This window comes from Providencia sneebia DSM 19967 (assembly GCF_000314895.2).
In the GTDB taxonomy this organism is placed as follows: domain Bacteria; phylum Pseudomonadota; class Gammaproteobacteria; order Enterobacterales; family Enterobacteriaceae; genus Providencia; species Providencia sneebia.
The window spans coordinates 85582-101518 of the sequence record NZ_CM001773.1; the positions used below are offsets into that span (position 1 = coordinate 85582).

Here is a 15937-nt window from a genome sequence, read left to right on the forward strand (position 1 = left end):
AAAAAGATAGCACTTAATACCAAATAATACCCGACTTCAGATTAAAAACAATATTTTAATCTAAAAAAATAATTATTAATACTTTTTAAAACATAGAGGAGTATAAATGTAACAAAATTAGTCAGAAAAACATGGATAAAAATAAATAAATCATTTAAATCAACATGATATGAATTGAACTTTTTTAATATTTTTACTATAGGTATATATTAATTAAGTATACACCCATATAACATTTAGCTTAGGTAAAAATTTTTATTTAACTTATCTATTAACTATATCTATACCATGAGATAAATCTAATACCTTATATCGCTAAGTCTATAGGTTCATATTTTGTCGTTTTATTTTAAATACAACCATTTGATACAATACTGAGCTAAGCTTCTCTTCTTATATTAAGTATGATGTATTAAGTCAGATATTAGAAACGGCTAATTCATACCCATCATTTTTTTGATATAACAATAATTTTATGAGTATCCCAAGTAAGTAACAGCATACATAAGAATGTGATTTTGATTACAGAATCTAGCCAACAAGGGCTTAGTGTAAAGTATGAAGTGGCTAACTATAGATAAAGTGCCCGCGCAAGGGTACAATCCCCCCCAATGTAAACCTCTGTCAATTATATTCAGGACCTTCGTCATGAAAACATTAGGCGAATTCATCGTCGATAAGCAACAAGATTTTCCTCATGCAACCGGAGAACTGACAGCATTACTGTCAGCAATCAAACTGGGCGCTAAAATTATTCATCGCGATATTAACAAAGCTGGATTGGTCGATATCCTAGGCACAAGTGGTGTTTCAAACGTGCAAGGTGAAGTCCAAATGAAACTTGACCTGTATGCTAATGAAAAACTGAAAGCGGCTTTGAAAGCACGCGGGGAAGTTGCAGGTATTGCCTCTGAAGAAGAAGATGAAATCGTTATTTTTGAAGGTGATCGTGCAGAAAATGCTAAGTATGTCGTATTAATGGACCCATTGGATGGTTCTTCTAATATTGATGTAAACGTTTCCGTTGGAACCATTTTCTCTATTTACCACCGCATTACGCCAATTGGTCAATCTGTTACTGAAGCCGATTTCTTACAACCCGGTTATCGCCAAGTTGCAGCGGGATATGTAGTTTATGGTTCATCCACCATGTTGGTTTATACAACGGGTTGTGGTGTTCATGCATTTACCTATGATCCATCACTAGGCGTATTTTGCTTATCTCATGAAAGAGTCATGTTCCCAGCCGAAGGTAAAATGTATTCCATAAACGAAGGAAACTATATTAAGTTCCCTATGGGTGTGAAGAAATACATTAAATACTGCCAAGAACAAGATGAAGCAACTGGTCGTCCTTATACGACACGTTATATTGGTTCATTAGTTGCTGATTTCCATCGTAACTTGCTCAAAGGTGGTATTTACATTTATCCAAGCACTGCAAGTCATCCTAAAGGTAAATTACGTTTACTTTATGAGTGCAACCCAATTGCTTTCCTTGCTGAACAAGCAGGCGGTAAAGCAAGCAATGGGCATGAGCGTATTCTCGATATTATTCCAAGTGAACTTCACCAACGTGCGCCATTCTTTGTCGGCACAAAATCTATGGTTGAGAAAGCTGAATCATTTATGCGTGAATTCCCAGACGCTGAATAATCTCGTTTTAATCCAAAAAGGTGGGGTTATCCCGCCTTTTTTGTCACCCGCCACCCGCTTTTTTTCATGAATTCCCCATCAACTAGTGAGTTTTATGCTTCTTTACGGCTATAATAAAGGCCACGTTATATCCCAAGTATCTTCTATTTTGTAAAAATGGTAATTCAGTCGCGTTATTAGATACTACAAATGTTGATACAACCTAAAGTGGGATTGGGGTATTAGTTCTTAACATAAAGGATACTTTTTCATGAGCCTGAACAATGTACCGGCAGGTAAAGATCTGCCTGAAGATATCTACGTTATTATCGAAATTCCTGCTAACGCAGATCCTATCAAATACGAAGTTGATAAAGAATCCGGTGCTCTGTTTGTAGACCGTTTCATGTCTACTGCTATGTTCTACCCATGTAACTATGGTTACATTAACAACACACTATCTCTTGATGGTGACCCAGTTGACGTTCTTGTTCCAACACCTTATCCATTACAACCAGGTTCAGTGATCCGCTGCCGCCCTGTTGGCGTGTTGAAAATGACTGATGAATCAGGTGAAGATGCTAAATTGGTTGCTGTACCACATACCAAACTGAGCAAAGAATATGACCACATTAAAGATGTGAATGATTTGCCAGAATTGCTGCGTGCACAAATCACGCATTTCTTTGAGCATTACAAAGATTTAGAAAAAGGTAAATGGGTTAAAGTTGATGGTTGGGAAGATGTTGAAGCTGCTAAAGCAGAAATTGTCTCATCTTTCGAACGCGCTGCTAAAAAATAATTTAGCTATTATTAGTTAAATTATCACTATCCTCAATATGGATAGCCTATACCAAAGCCCTTCATTGATTAATGAAGGGCTTTTTAGTTAAAATTCAATGATATTGTATGAAGATTTAGAATAAAAAGGGCTTTGACAATCATGTCAGAGCCCTTTTTTACTACTTTCGTAATAGTGCATTGAAATTGAGTAAGCTTCTACCACAAGCCCGCTTGTAGTAGAACAGGAGCGATTACTGTTCTTCGTCGCGTTTCAACCAATCACCACTTTTAATGCGGCGTAAACCATCAACAGAATGACGATAAAGATAAATCCAAGCATTACCATAAGGCGTTGGGATTAACTCCCGAACATAGTCTTGCGAATTTTTCTTTAGCTCATCTAACTCAGTTAAAATAGATGGATCAATACGATAAACCTCGCATTCAATCACACCGTCTCCTTTGACGACAGCAGGATAATACCCAAGATCATAAATCTCATAACCATCTAACTTATGCTCTCCTAGTAGTTGAGCATTCGTCATCCAGTGGTGATTTCCTTGCTTACGCCTTAAACTGCCATAAACAATTACTCGCATATTTTAAAACTCAAATTGATAAAGGAGATCCAGCGCCTGATTCACACCAGACACGGCTTCCAGATATAGTTTAGGCATTAATCTATAACGTAACGTTAATGTTGCCAATGAATCAAATATACCAACACCATATTTAATTTGTAAATCATTGGTAATTTTACCACTCACTACGACTTGAGATTTATCACCAATCCCTTGCGTATCGAGCGCCAAATCAGAAACGCCAAATGTTTCACCAATCTTACCGACAAGCTGCCCACTTTGCGCAACACCTAGGCCAATTAGCATTGATGTCATTTGTGAGCCATTCGCATCTCCACTTGCAAGCCCTTCACCACGTAATAGGTAGGACAATGCTTCTTGTTGTGTTTTGGCTGGTTCTGAGAATATCTCGACTTTCGGCTTATCTGCAAGTCCAGTCACTTTTACGCCCGCAATAACACCATCTGCGGTATTATCAGGATTACGAATAGCCTCTAGATTTAAGAAAGGTTGATCCGGTGCCCCAGAGAATTGGATCTGCCCTTTACGTACAATCAAATCTTGACCATAAGCACGGAAACGTCCTGATGGAATATCAATCTGCCCATTTAAGTTTAGACCATGTTTGCTTTGTAGTACCTTCAACATTCCCGTTAAGCGCGCTTTTAGACCAAAAGCATCCAATCTCACATCATTACCAATCTTGATTTCGAGATCAGTTTGAATTGGAATAGGCGTACTCACTTTATCAATAGGCTTAAGGTTTTTATCAAGCATGACAACATCAGAAGATGCGCCCACAGCAGACTCAGGTAATTCTTGAACTGTAATTCTAGCCCACGGGATCGTTACGCTACCATTTAAGGTCAGTAATGTTGGTGAAGCTTCAAAGACAATATCAGGCTGAATATCGACCTTAATCATTGGCGGCATTGAAATACGCAAATTATTTCCTACAGCCATAACTTTTGCTCGCCAAGCATCAATATTACGCCAATCTGCATCACCACTAATATTGAGGTAACCTTCAGGTGTATTGATTTGCCCATTCATCGTGGAATTTGTGCCATTAAAGACAATACCCAAATTCCCACTCTTAATATCAAATGGGATCATAGAATATTTAACTTCTAAGGCTGATAACGATAAATTACCATTTAACAATGGGTTATTCGCTGTACCCCCCAGACGTAAATTCGCATTTAAATTACCATTAGCGACCTCTTTTTCACCCAATAATGGTTTAATCAGTGCTAACGTGATCGAATTTATTTCTATATTACCTGAAAGCTGACGGCGCTTTTCAAGATCAGAAATATGCACATTTCCTTTAAATTGCCCATTACCCGCAATTTTGAATAACCAATTTAAATCTGCTTTACCATTTTTCAGAGCAGCATTTAGCGTTAACGTTTCAAATTCAAGTGGTAACGGCGTACCTTGTAAAACTTGCACTGCCTTAATTTGGTTACCATTTAAATCAACTTTAGCCTGTGGCATGCTACCATCATCTTTCCAGATAACATTCGCCTTACCACTGAAGATACCGCTAACTCGTGTGCCATCAGTCAAAAATGGTTTCAACATAGCAAGGTCAAAACGCTCAAGGACGATATCTGCACTGCCGTTTTTACCGGCTTTAATTGGTTTTGGCACACACAAACGGGCATTCGTATTCACCCAACAATGTGTACCTATGGTCACTTCCTGAGTTTGGTTCGCATAATCAAGTAACATAGGCTTGCTCAATTGCCAGTCACCCACTGGCGTTTCAAACAAAGTGTTACTCAAGTTACCTTTCCACACTTCCGTTTGGCGATCAAACCCACCAGCAAGCGCTAAATGGCCTGAAACTGGTTCACCTTTCACATTGAGTTTAACTGTATGCTGCTTTTCAGTCCCTTTTGCATCAAGTGTCAGTTGGCTAATCAATAAATCAGCTTGTTTAAGCTGACGAACAACCACGGACAAATCACCACTAATTTGATCGCCTGAGGAGATATTACCTTTAATAACAATATCATCAACAGAGAGAGCATCTTGCCATTTAACGCCTTTAGCCGTTAAATCAGCCGTCACTTGTGGAGCAGCTAAATCACCTCGTAATTTGATGTCACCAAGAATAACCCCACCTAATCCCGGAAGAACGCCGCCTAAACCCGGTGCATTAATTTTAGCGTCTAAATTCCATTTATCTGCAAGGCTACCTTTTACATCAATTTGGTTCTTACCAAGTGCAAGTTTTAGCTCAGGAATGTTCCATTGTCCCGCAGCATTCCCTTCGGCTTGCCCGCGAGCCTTCAAGATATTATTTTTAACATTACCATCTAAAATAATTTCAGGAATTTGTAGCTGCCAGCTACCACCGTATAAACTTCCTCGCGTTGCTATTTTACCATCAACTTTCGCTGGCCATTCTGGCCATTGTTTAACGGTATTGATCCCTGAAAGGGTTAAAACTGCATTCCAACTGATGGCTTTACTCCAATCAGCAACCCCCGTGATATCCGCATGGCCTTCTAATGCAGCTAATCGCAAACGGGTAAGATTAATTTGCTGTTCATTACCTTTTGCATCCAACATCAAGGTTGAGGGTGGAATATCCAGCCCAGTAATTGCGGAACGTAGTGATAAATCATAAGCTGAAGGTCGGCCATTTAGACGCAATCGAGTATTATCAAGCTTATATTGTGCTTCACCAACCAAAGGCCAGCTTAACGTTTGGCTTTCTAATGTCAGCTGAATTGGTAAATCAGCCTGAGCGAGGTCAGTTTGTGCATCAAGTGTGGCATTAATTGGCCCACTTAAATTCAGCGCTAATGCCAACTCCTCTAACAAACCGCCTTTAAGAGAAAGGTCAACTTTTTGACCATCAAGGTCATCAAGATGGCTTTCACCCGTTAATGATAAAGAGACTGGCCACTTTTCTTTCAATGCGACTTCACCAGACAACGAGACGTTCCCTTGCGGTGAATCAATGGCAAACTGTTTTAGTAAGACATCTTGACCATTATTAGATAAGCTAATATTTAAGTTATTAATAACCACATCTTGGCTACCCGTTAATTTCAAATTCGAACCATTAATTCCTTTGATATCAAGGTCTACAGGTAGGATAACTTCAGGTAGTTCAGCGAGTAATGGCTTGGCAAATAGCGCCTTTAATGTTTCGCCTAATGATTCAGTTTCATTAGGATTAGCTTCTACAGCAGGTTTTTCAGGCTGTTTTTCAGCACTCTTTTCTTCATTAACAGGTAAATTAATTGCTAAATCAATAATATCTGTTGGTAAGAGAGTTAATGCTTTTTTCTGCCAATGAATCCCTGTTCTGAATTTTTCTAAATCAATTTGGGTTCCATCAACAGTAACTTGTGTGGATGTTAATAGTAATTGATTCAGACTAATCGTTAGCGGTGCATTTAATTCCGTCAATGGCTCTGAAGGTGGAGTCTCTTCCGAAGGAGGAAGTTTACTCGTATCAACAGAAACAATGACATTTTCAGTTGAAAGGTCATCAATACATAATTCACGGCTGGTCAAACATTTAAGACGCAAAGCAAGGTGTAGTTTTTGCGCATCGACATCAACACCCGGCATCTGATATTTCACACCTTCTAAGGTTAGATTATTAATATCACCCTCAATATGGCGAATGTCTAACCCGGGCACAAATTTCACAGCATTATTAAGCGCAAAATGCAGTCCTGATTGAGTTCCAAGTACCCAACCTAATGTCCCTAGAATTAAAACTAAAATGAATAAAATGGTAAAACTTATCCACTTTAACCACTTCATCCATTTCATAGCTCTGTCCCCAATCCGATGTAAAATTGAATTCTATCGTTATCTGCATCTCCGATCGGAGTGGCAATATCAAATTTTATAGGCCCTACCGGTGAAACCCAGCGGATACCAACACCCGCCCCCGTTTTAAAGTCACTTTTTTTGATATCATTGACCGCTTCCCCTGAATCAACAAAAGCCGCGCCCCACCAATTACCTGAGAAGTTATAATCATATTCAACAGAACCTACGACCAGTTTTGAAGCCCCAGTCAATTTACCATTACGATCTTCAGGTGAAATTTTTTGATAACCATAGCCGCGAACGCTACCATCACCACCTGCAAAGAAACGGAGATCTGGCGGAACTTTGTCAAAGCTATTTGTTTCAATCCAGCCTAAATTTCCTCTCAATACAAAACGGTGGCCTTCCCACGGTGTTCGAACCCACACATGTTTAGTTTGTAAGACGAGGAAATCAATATCTGACCCCCAAATTTCATTTGAGTAATCAATAGAATAACGTTGGCTATCACCCCATGTCGGCATAACACCACCGCGCTGGCGAATACGGCTAGCATTTGCGCCGGGGTACAGCAGCATTGTTGTATTAGTGACATCTGCTTGTGTAAAGTGGCTGAGCATCCAGCGCATATTTACGCCATATTGCCAGCCGCTTGAATAATCCCAATTGCGAGACACATTTAATGTTGTGGTATCAGATTCAGTATCATTTAAATCGGTACGTTTATAGCCACCTTGAACGGCATAATATTGCTCAAGTGGGTTCGCTTTAAGAGGGATTTTATAACTTGCGTCAATGATTTGTTCAGGTTGTGACAAACTAATATTTGAGGTAATACTTTGTCCACGAGAATTCACCCACGGTTTATTCCATGTTGCCTTAACTCGTGGACCAACATCCGTTGCATAACCGCCACCAAGCTCAACAAAGTTCTTTGCCCTAGGAATCATGACCCCTTCCATTGGCAACAAGTCAGTATGTTCCTCGCGAGCTTTGGCAATATTTGGCGTCACAATTGCAGAAGTAAACCAGCCTGTTTCAACTAATCTGCGGTTAAACTCGGCTAATTGTTCTGATGTGTAATATTCACCATCTTTAAAAGGTGCAAGGTTATCCAGATAATCAGAACGAATTTGTGAACCTTGATAAGAAATAGCGCCAAAACGATAACGTTCGCCGCTATTAAACACAAAATCCCAGTAAGAAGCATGATTTTCTAAGGAGATACCTAACTGGCTTTTTTCCATTATTGCATCAAAATAACCCTCACGAACAGCAAGGCTACTAAATTTACCTTTAAAGCTTTCGTATTCGCCATCATTTTGAATGGTGCCATATTTTGGTGTGTTCTCTTTGATCATTTTAGCGTAGCTAGGACTATCCTTTGCACCACCTTCTAAAACAACATCAACACCTCTCACTAAAATAGGTTCACCAGGTACCACTTTAGCTGTTAATACCGAGCGTTGCGGAGGTGTATTCTCTTGATAGCTAAAAGTAATCTTTGGTTCATAGTAACCTAATGGTTTCAAACCTTCTTTAATCGCTTTTTCAACGCGAGCACGAAAGCGACCGTTTGGCTGCACTTCGTCTTGAGAAATATTAGAAAGTTGAATACGGACGTTTTGATTTAATTGCCCTTCAAGCCCTTCAATATTAAGGCGAAGATTCACACCGTAAGCTACGGGAACTACCGCCGTTAAGCAGAGAAAACAGATGATAGGGGATTTGTGCACGCCCACTCCTAAGATCATTGATAATTTGACTAAATGCTCCATATCGATTTATTTTGAGTAAAATAAATTATAGATACAAGTTTTTATCCTATTTTTTACCTAAATTGCACACTGCCACATATAGGAATCTATTATGCCGTCGAATAAGTCTCAATTAGTCAATAATTCACACGCTTTGCCCGGCAGAGAAAACACAATGCCGCATTCACCATATCATGCAGTCAATAATCATTCGATTGATAATATTCCTGAAAATATGGAAACTGCCTATTTTGCCATGGGTTGTTTCTGGGGCGTCGAGCGCCTATTTTGGCAACAAAATGGCGTTTATGCCACCTCTGCGGGCTATAGTGGTGGAATTACACATAATCCGACTTATGAAGAAGTCTGCACAGGCTTAACTGGGCATACTGAAATCGTCAAAGTGGTGTTTGATCCCCAAGTGATAAGTTATAACGATCTATTAAAGTTATTTTGGGAAAACCACGACCCTGCTCAAGGTATGCGTCAAGGTGGTGATATTGGAACACAATATCGCTCTGCTATTTACACAACATCTGAAAAACAATTGCAACAAGCACAAAAGACACTAGCAGATTATCAGCAAGCAATGAAAGCACAAGGTGATTTACGCCCTATCACTACCGAGATCCAGCCACTCAATACGTTCTATTTTGCAGAAGATTACCATCAACAATATCTGTACAAAAACCCTGAAGGATATTGTGGTCTTGGTGGAATTGGCGTTTGCTTAGCACCACAGAACATAAACTAGGCAGATAATTTAACCTAATGCTATAATATCGCCACTAATCGAATTTCGCGCACCCTGCGCCCTTTTATTTATCTGTGAAGTGGAAACAATGACCTTCAGAAGGTTGGATATCAATCTCTGAAGGTTTCATCTGGATAATTTATGCTTAATAGTTTACTTATCGTTCTTTTGTTATGTGCAATTAGCGCATTTTTTTCTTTGTCAGAAATATCTCTGGCGGCCTCTCGTCGTATCAAACTCAAGTTAATGGCTGATGAAGGTAATATCAATGCGCAACATGTTTTGAAATTACAAGAAATGCCGGGCATGTTTTTTACTGTCGTGCAAATCGGCCTTAATGCTGTCGCAATCTTAGCTGGTATTGTTGGTGAATCTGCTTTTTCGCCGGCTTTGCAAGATATTTTTATTAAGTTTTTATCGCCTGCTTGGGCGCAACAAACTGCATCAATCATCTCTTTTATTATTGTCACCAGCTTATTTATTTTAGTGGCTGACCTCACACCTAAACGTATCGGCATGGTAAAACCGGAAGCAATTGCTGTCCGTATTGTTAATCCAATGCGTTTTTGCTTAGTTGCACTTAGCCCACTTGTATGGTTTTTTAATGGGCTTGCTAACCTTATTTTTAAAATATTTAAGCTCCCTATTGCTCGTAATGAAGATATCACCTCAGATGATATTTTCGCAGTCGTTGAAGCAGGCGCCGTCGCAGGTGTTCTGCGTAAACAAGAGCATGAATTGATTGAAAATGTCTTTGAACTTGAATCACGTACCGTTCCTTCAGCGATGACACCAAGAGAAAATATTATTTTCTTTGATAAACATGAGTCAGAAGAGAGCATTAAACATAAAATTTCAACTGAGCCACATTCGAAATTTTTAGTCTGTAATGGTGATATTGACCATATTATTGGTTACGTTGATTCTAAAGTGTTACTTAATCGCGTGTTAAATGGTCAAAGTTTAAACTTACAAGATGGCGTTCAAATCCAAAATGCATTAATGATCCCAGATACGTTATCTCTGTCTGATACTCTGGAAGCCTTTAAAGCAAGTGGCGTTGATTTTGCCGTCATCCTCAATGAATACGCATTAGTCATGGGACTTATCACGATTAATGATGTTATGACCACATTGATGGGCGATTTAATTGGTCCTGGTCAAGAAGAACAAATTGTTGTTCGTGATGAAAATTCATGGCTGGTTGAGGGTGGAACACCAATAGAAGATGTGCAGCGTGTTTTAGATATTGATGAATTCCCTGACTTCAGTAACTATGAAACTATTGGCGGTTTCATGATGTACCGTCTTAGAAAAGTACCAAAGCGGACAGATTTTGTGAAATATGCGGGATATAAATTTGAAGTTGTTGATATTGATAACTACAAGATAGATCAATTACTTGTGACAAGGATTACCACCCCGCCTGGGCCTGTAGTCGTGCAACCTGGAATAAACAGCACGGAAACGGCTAACGCACAAAACTCAACACAAGAAACAAAAAAATAATCCAATAATGACGTAGCCGTTTTCCTTTATGCGCCACCTCTGTGTGGCGCTACTTTTCGCTCTTTATCCTCTGAATGTTTCGTTAACTCAATTCACTCGACTTATTATTTCAGCCCTGTAAATGTGATTTAAATCATTTATCATTCAAAGCATATCAAGCTAGCAGTAACTCGCTACCCCAATTCAGATTGTAAGATAAGAACTTGTTTATTAACCTCACTCATAACATTGAAATGCTGCTTATCTTCAACTTTTGGCGGTAATATTTTGCCATAGTTGAATTCAAAGGCACCAAACCCTTTGATATAGAGGCGACCGCGGAACAGTGTTTTCACGTAAAGTGCTATTTTGGATGGGTTATAACGGTTAAAAATTTTCATTAGAACTTTCCTTTCGTCTTACGATATCTAATCACTTATACCGATTCTTCATAATAGACTAATAATTTTCATTTTGGTTCGATAATTGCAATTTTATTCAATAAATTTACAGAAAATGACATTAAATAATCTCTGTCAAAAAGATTAAATACCTTGTTATTATGCTGTTTTTTACAAAAATGTTAATTTTTAGCACATAACTCATCGGATGAGCTATGCTGTATCTGTAGGCCTTAAATATTTTTTCTAAATTTGGTGGCTATTCATAAATGAAGACAATCTAATCCACCTTCAAACCATAAGATAAACAAGCACAATAATAGCTAATTACAACCTAATTTATTGTCTAATAACATTCACTAAATATGAGATAATCACATGATTAAAAAAGGTTTTCTATTCATCTGCGCACTCACACTCTCTTCAACGGCCTTAGCAAGCCAAATTCAATTGAATCAACCCGTTCCAGCAGTTTCTGTATCGGATAAAGGGGAAATGGTTCTAAATAATGAGGGGAAATTTTCATACCAAAATTGGCAAAGCCAGCAACTCGCAGGCAAAGTGCGAACAGTGCAACATATTGCAGGACGTTCTTCAGCAAAAGAGCTGAATGCACCACTGATTGAAGCGATTAAAAAGGCACAGTTTCCTCATGATAGTTATCAGACAACATCAATTATTAATGCGGATGATGCTATTTTCGGAACAGGTGTATTTGTCAGTAATAGTGTAGAAGACAGCAAAAAAGAGTTCCCTTATTCGCAATTTATTGTAGATAGTGATGGTGTTGTCAAAAAAGCGTGGGATCTTGCACCAGAAAGTTCTGCCATTATCATATTGGACAAACAAGGAAAAGTGTTATTTTTTAAGGATGGGGCATTAACGGAAGCTGAAACCAACAAGGTTATTAAACTCATTCAATCAACACTTGCACAATAGCCTTACTGTTAAATTTAAGTTCAAAAACAGATCAGCTCACCTCAATATCCAGTGTGGGCTGATAATCTTCATATAAACCACGTTCTCTTTCATATTTCCTTAAAAATAGTATGTTATTCTGCATACGATTGTTTACCCGAAGAACTACAAGGTGAATAATTAATTATAATTTTCAAATAAACAATCATTATTGTAAGGTCATTATGCATCCTGAAAATAGATAATTTTGGTTTACCACACTATTTTCACGCAAAAGCCAACTCGCTCACCATTTGAAAATAACAATTCTAGTTGATGTAATTGTGCAATTCTTGTGGCTATAGATAAACCTAATCCACTTCCTGTTTTTTCTTGACCTGGCGGGCGGTAAAAACGTTCACCTAACCGTTTCAAGACATTGGCTTCAACGCCAGGGCCATCATCTTGAATAACAAGATGGTCGGCATAGACCTTTATTTCAATATGTCCGCCAGATTTACCGTAACGTATTGCGTTATGTAATAGGTTTCGCAGTAAAATAGATAGCAATAATTGTTGCCCCTGTATAATAGGCGGTTCACTGATCACATCTACCTGAATAGAGGTTTTCGCGGCATCAGCTTCTGATTTAATATCATGTATTGAAGCATCAACTAAATCGCACCATGACAGCGCTTCAATATCATTAAGCTGAGATAATGACTCTAAACGAGAAAGGGTGAGTAATTGGTCGACTAAACGAGTTGCTCTATCTATTCCCTCAGACAAATTTGCTACCGCATGCTGGCGAATAGCAGCATCTTGCCCAGCAATTTGTACCACTTCGGTTTGCACTTTCAGCGCAGCTAATGGGCTTCTCAATTCATGGGCGGCATCGGATGTAAATTGTCTTTCCCGAGAAAACATCAGTTGTATCCGCGCAAACAAACTATTTAGCGCATCCAGAATTGGCTTCACTTCACTCGGTAAACGCTTAACATGAACAGCGCTAAAATCATTTGGTTTGCGTTGATATAATTGAGCTGCCACTTGACGCAATGGACGCAAGGCCCGGGTGAGTAACCATAAAAATAAAATTAACATTAAAGGTAAAGCAATCAGCCAAGGGACAAATTGCGCAATCATAATATCCATTGCCATATCTTGGCGATATTCCCACTCCTGCCCAACAGCAATGATGTATTGACCATCAAGTGATTTTAACCACACAAAGCGCCAAGGATCGCTGCTCCCTTTGATTTTTCCTTCACTAAAGCCTTCTCGCCGAAATTCAAAGGGAATTTTTCGTCCATTATCACCATCATTAAGCACCATTTCCCCTTGAGGGGTAAAGATAGCAAACGCTAAAGCATCATCATCTTGATGACCACGATTCTTGCGTAATGTCCTTTTGGTTTTCAGCAGAGAAATACCGTTAAAATCAAGATCAGAAGGTAAAACGGAGAGGCGCTTTGCAAAAACCATCTGTTGCGTATCAAATAATTCATTAATGGTTTTATAAGTTTGATGCCACGCCAATAAGCTTGCAGCTCCCCAAGTCATCAACGCTAAAAGCAATAACATTAATGCCAATTTGAGGCGTAAACTGAACGTCTTCACGGCAAATCTCCAAGGCGATAACCAACACCATGAATAGTTCGGATAAACGTATTCCCTAATTTGCGTCGTAAATGGTGAATATGTACTTCAATAGCATTGCTGGATACTTCTTCATCCCAGTTATATAACTTTTCTTCAATTAATGCGCGTGATAATACTTTATGAGGGTTGTGTAAAAATAATGAGAGCAATGATAACTCTTTGCTTTTTAGGTCAACAGGTTCGCCACAACATGTCACCGTCATAGCAACGGGATCCATTTCGACATCACCATGAATTAATGTGGGAGAGAGTTGCCCGCTACGTCGTCGAATCAAAGCTTGTAAGCGCGCAGCGACCTCAGCTAAAGCAAATGGCTTACAAAGATAATCATCCGCTCCTTGCTGTAATCCCGCTACTTTTTGATCAAGAGCATCCCTTGCAGTCAGAATGAGCACTGGTTCATCACGACTTTCTTGTCGCCATGATTTTAAAATGTCTAAACCATCGATACTGGGTAAAGAAAGATCTAAGATAACGGCATCATAAGGCGTATCAAGCAATGCAATTTGCCCTTGCTTTCCATCTGTAAACCAATCAATGGTAAAACCAAGTTGGCTTAAACCAACTTTCAAACCATCACCAATTAATCGATCATCTTCTATCAGTAAGATCCGCATAAATTTCCCTTATTGCCTGACATTATTATATTTATACGATTAATTTAATGATGAATAGCGATAATAAAGCAAACTAAAAATATATTTTTTTATTTGAGTTCTTAAGATTTCGTTAAGAATTTCTTGCTTTAATAACAGCAGAAACAAATTCCTAGTTATTAGTGGAGAAAATCATAATGAAAAAATTACCTTTAATCGCTTTAATTGCAGCATTAGCTTCTGCACCTGTATTAGCAGTAAACGGTGGTTTTGAAGGACCTGGCTCGACAACGACGGTAACCCAAAATCAGCAAGCGGGTGGCTTTAAAGGGCCAATGAGCGGTCAAACAACTGTTGCGAAAGCACTGGAATTATCGGATGACGCTCGGGTTGTCTTACAAGGTAATATCGTTAAGCAGCTAGACAGAAAACATTACGAGTTTACTGATAATACCGGCACCATTCGTATTGAAATTAGTCCAAAACGCTGGAATGGCTTGACTGTCACGCCAAAAGATAAAGTTGAAATTCGTGGTAAGATTGATAAAGACAGAGATTCATTTGAAGTTGATGTGAAACACATTCAAATCATCAAATAGTGATGTAACTCTCTCTTTTCTCAGATAAAGGTGGCGATTATATTGAGCCACCTTTCTTCATTGATAAAACTTAAAAAGCTAAAAAATTATTATATATTCAGCTAAATACTTTCTTGATTAGAATGAAAAACAAAAATTAAATAATATTATTTCTATATTTTAATTATAAACCAACGCTTTTAATGAATAAAAAAACATCCCCATCTTAATTAAATATTATATTTCCTATTTCTATCATTAATATTGTCTAAAAAAAGCCTACGAATTCCTACAGTATTTATTTCGATAAGAGTAAGATACAATGGAAGAATAGAATATTTCTTTCAAAATATACCCTTAGCTATTAAATTAATTAGACTAAATGATCCCAAACACACTATTTTTCATGGGAATAGCTTAGATGAACAATTTTTGTTTACCACTTAAATTAAGTTAAATGTTAGCTCTAAAATAGCATCCTGTTATTATCTGATGAACTAACATTGAATATACATTCTTTTTATGATTATTTTTCATGCTATTTCGCAATAATATTTAATAACGATCCTTTTGTTTAGCAATATAAAATTTAATTAGGAGCCATAAGATGATACGTTGCGTTCGTATGTGGACTGGTGAAGATGGTAACTCTTTGTTTGAAGAAGGAACTATTGAGCTAAGTGGGGAAGCAAGAGGCGATAATGAAACGCCTGCAATTGCCGTTAATGAACTTTCTTTCCGTGAAACAAGCTCTGGCGGCTCTTTTGATTGGCACCAAGATCCTGTTCCACGTTATGTTATCACGCTTTCCGGTACGTTAGAGTTTGAAACTAAAGATGGTTCAACCTTTATTATCAAGCCCGGTGATATCTTACTCGCTCAAGACAATACGGGGACTGGGCACAAATGGCGTTTAATTGGTGATGAACCATGGCGTCGAGCTTATGTTGTATATCAAGAAGGTACTAACCTCTGCTTCAAACCCGCTAAATCATAGG

At 38.3% G+C, this 15937-nt stretch carries 13 protein-coding genes; 7 read left to right on the forward strand and 6 right to left on the reverse strand.

The features are described from left to right. Positions 1-648 precede the first annotated feature (648 nt). Together fbp and ppa are read left to right on the forward strand one after the other, a co-directional pair. Entirely contained in the window at positions 649-1656 is a 1008-nt protein-coding gene (fbp, locus tag OO7_RS00415; RefSeq protein WP_008913991.1) for a class 1 fructose-bisphosphatase, read from the forward strand. 250 nt (positions 1657-1906) lie between these two features. Further along, the gene (gene ppa, locus OO7_RS00420; RefSeq protein ID WP_008913992.1) at positions 1907-2437 is read left to right on the forward strand and encodes an inorganic diphosphatase; all 531 of its coding nucleotides are present in this window, start codon (positions 1907-1909) and stop codon (positions 2435-2437) included. A gap of 232 nt (positions 2438-2669) precedes the next feature. Here ppa and OO7_RS00425 read toward each other — a convergent pair whose 3' ends face one another. Genes OO7_RS00425 through tamA form a run of 3 tightly spaced genes read right to left on the reverse strand, consistent with a single transcriptional unit; the run spans position 2670 to position 8542 of the window. Continuing rightward, the gene (locus tag OO7_RS00425) at positions 2670-3017 is read right to left on the reverse strand and encodes a gamma-glutamylcyclotransferase family protein (RefSeq protein ID WP_008913993.1); all 348 of its coding nucleotides are present in this window, start codon (positions 3015-3017) and stop codon (positions 2670-2672) included. Between the two features lie 3 nt (positions 3018-3020). Next, positions 3021-6803, reverse strand: a complete 3783-nt coding sequence (gene tamB / locus OO7_RS00430; RefSeq protein WP_008913994.1) for an autotransporter assembly complex protein TamB — start codon at positions 6801-6803, stop codon at positions 3021-3023. Continuing rightward, positions 6800-8542, reverse strand: a complete 1743-nt coding sequence (gene tamA, locus OO7_RS00435) for an autotransporter assembly complex protein TamA (RefSeq protein ID WP_043892612.1) — start codon at positions 8540-8542, stop codon at positions 6800-6802. The genes tamB and tamA overlap by 4 nt, the downstream gene beginning before the upstream one ends. 133 nt (positions 8543-8675) lie before the next feature. On the opposite strand from tamA, the gene msrA reads away from it, so the two are divergent. Then, complete coding sequence (gene msrA, locus OO7_RS00440) at positions 8676-9317, forward strand: peptide-methionine (S)-S-oxide reductase MsrA (protein WP_043892613.1); 642 nt, start codon at positions 8676-8678, stop codon at positions 9315-9317. Positions 9318-9458: 141 nt separating this feature from the next. After that, positions 9459-10826 (forward strand): polyamine export protein PaeA, encoded by a 1368-nt coding sequence (paeA, locus tag OO7_RS00445; protein WP_008913997.1) that lies wholly within the window; start codon positions 9459-9461, stop codon positions 10824-10826. Positions 10827-10999: 173 nt separating this feature from the next. On the opposite strand, the gene OO7_RS00450 is transcribed toward paeA, so the two are convergent. Next, positions 11000-11206, reverse strand: a complete 207-nt coding sequence (locus tag OO7_RS00450) for a DUF1107 domain-containing protein (protein WP_008913998.1) — start codon at positions 11204-11206, stop codon at positions 11000-11002. Positions 11207-11584: 378 nt separating this feature from the next. Between OO7_RS00450 and OO7_RS00455 the strand changes: the two genes are divergently transcribed. Further along, positions 11585-12145: a YtfJ family protein gene (locus tag OO7_RS00455; RefSeq protein ID WP_008913999.1), complete on the forward strand. Its 561-nt coding sequence runs from the start codon at positions 11585-11587 to the stop codon at positions 12143-12145. 231 nt (positions 12146-12376) lie between these two features. Here the strand turns inward: OO7_RS00455 and qseC are convergent, their stop codons facing one another. Both qseC and qseB read right to left on the reverse strand, forming a co-directional pair. Then, positions 12377-13723 (reverse strand): quorum sensing histidine kinase QseC, encoded by a 1347-nt coding sequence (gene qseC / locus OO7_RS00460; RefSeq protein ID WP_008914000.1) that lies wholly within the window; start codon positions 13721-13723, stop codon positions 12377-12379. Beyond that, complete coding sequence (qseB, locus tag OO7_RS00465) at positions 13720-14382, reverse strand: quorum sensing response regulator transcription factor QseB (protein WP_008914001.1); 663 nt, start codon at positions 14380-14382, stop codon at positions 13720-13722. Before qseB ends, qseC begins: the two co-directional genes overlap by 4 nt. Before the next feature lie 176 nt (positions 14383-14558). Between qseB and OO7_RS00470 the strand changes: the two genes are divergently transcribed. Together OO7_RS00470 and OO7_RS00475 are read left to right on the forward strand one after the other, a co-directional pair. After that, positions 14559-14960, forward strand: coding sequence for a YgiW/YdeI family stress tolerance OB fold protein (locus OO7_RS00470; protein WP_008914002.1), 402 nt, complete (start codon positions 14559-14561; stop codon positions 14958-14960). A 586-nt stretch (positions 14961-15546) separates the two neighbouring features. Next, positions 15547-15936 (forward strand): cupin domain-containing protein, encoded by a 390-nt coding sequence (locus OO7_RS00475; protein ID WP_008914003.1) that lies wholly within the window; start codon positions 15547-15549, stop codon positions 15934-15936. Position 15937 lies beyond the last annotated feature (1 nt).